The organism is Streptomyces sp. AK02-01A, assembly GCF_033795305.1.
In the GTDB taxonomy this organism is placed as follows: Bacteria; Actinomycetota; Actinomycetes; order Streptomycetales; family Streptomycetaceae; genus Streptomyces.
Window position 1 is genome coordinate 1 of sequence record NZ_JARBAE010000113.1, and the last position, 1788, is coordinate 1788.

1 protein-coding gene is annotated in these 1788 nt (G+C 71.9%); it reads left to right on the plus strand.

The window, feature by feature from the left end:
* Nucleotides 1-33: 33 nt before the first annotated feature.
* Nucleotides 34-1788 (plus strand): polyketide synthase dehydratase domain-containing protein (locus PV679_RS35945; protein WP_319685485.1); only part of this gene is annotated, 1755 nt, incomplete at its 3' end.

Below are 1788 nucleotides of genomic sequence, written 5' to 3' on the forward strand. Positions count from 1 at the left end.
CACCAGGCCGTCCGGACTCTCGATGGTGAGGGTGTGGGGACGTTTATTGAGCTGGGTCCGGATGCCACTTTGACGGCGCTGGCCCAGGCGGGTGTCGAAAGCGAGGACGCGGTCTTCATCCCGTCCCTGCGCAAGGACGGCCCGGAATCTCGCAGCGTCACTGCCGCGCTGGCCTCGGCCTTCGTGCAGGGGCTTCCCGTGCGATGGGAAGCACTGCTCGGGGAGAGAGATACGCGGCCGGTCGCGCTGCCCACGTACGCCTTCCAGCGGCAGCGGCTCTGGCTCGACGCGCCGGCCGTCCGATCGGACGCCGCCGGGCTGGGCCTGGAGTCCGTCGGGCACCCGCTTCTGAGCGCGTTGGTGCGGTCGGCCGACGACGAGGGTGTGCTGTTCACCGGCCGGGTCTCCCTTCGGGGCCAGCCGTGGATCCGCGACCACAGCATTCACGGCCATGTCCTGTTGCCCGGCAGCGCCCTCGTCGAGCTGGCGATCCGTGCCGGTGACGACGCCGGATGCGGCCGCGTCGAGGAACTCACCCTCGAAGCGCCCCTGGCGTTGACCGAGGAGAGCGAGACCGACCTTCAGCTGCTGCTCGGTGCCCCGGACGAGGTGGGCCGGCGGTCTGTCGACATCTACTCCCGGCCGGCGCGGGAGCGGCAATGGACGCGTCATGCCACGGGTCTGCTGGGCCCTGCCGCGTCGGCAGACGCCGCCGCGTCCGGGCTGGCGGTGTGGCCCCCCGAGGGCGCCGAGCGGGTTCCGGTGGCGGGGCTGTACGAGCGGCTGGCGGCGGAGGGGTATGGCTATGGCGCGGCGTTCCAGGGGCTGCGGGCGGTGTGGCGGCGGGGTGAGGTGACGTTCGCGGAGGTGGTGTTGCCGGAGGAGGCCGCCGACGGCGCGGAGGGCTTCGGCATCCATCCGGCGCTGCTGGACGCGTCGCTGCACGCCCTGCTGCTCGACCGTGCCGAGGGCGGCGGCGCCACGGACGACACGCTGCCGCTGCCATTCTCCTGGACGGGAACGGAACTTCACCGGACCGGAGCCGGGTCCGTCCGGGTGCGGCTGGTCAAGAAGGGCGAGACCTCGCTGTCCCTGGCCGTCGCTGATGCCGAGGGCGCGACGGTGGCCGTGGTCGAATCCCTCGCGCTGCGGCCGGTTTCGGCCGGTGACCTCGTCGGCGCGGCCCGTACGCACCAGGACTCGCTCTTCGCCGAGGAGTGGACCATCGCTCCGCCGGTCGCCGCGGCTGATACGCCGTGGCGGCTGCTGTCCGAGGTGCCCGAGGGCGAAGTGGTCCCGGGTGTAATGGTGTTGCCGGTCGCGGCGCCCGACGCGGACGACGTGCCCTCGGGAGTGCGCCAGGTGCTGACCGAAGTGCTGGGGTCGGTTCAGGCGTGGCTGGACGACGCGAGGTACGAGGGAGCCCGGCTCGTCGTGGTGACACGGGGTGCGACGGCCGGCGTGCGCGACGCGGCCGGCGTGGACCTGGCTGCCGCATCGGTGTGGGGCCTGCTGCGCTCGGCACAGTCCGAGCACCCCGGCCGCATTGTCCTGCTGGACCTGCCGCCCGAGGCCGCCCTGGACGAGGCGCTGACTCGTGCTCTGGGCTGCGATGAAGGCCAAATGTCCCTGTACGACGACGAGTTGAGAGTGCCGCTCCTTCAGCGCGTCCCCGTGCCCGCTGAAACACCGGCGATCGCGGATGTCGGTGATGGCTGGACTTTGGTGACGGGGGCGACTGGGACGCTTGGTGGGCTTGTTGCGCGGCATTTGGTGGTGGAGCGTGGT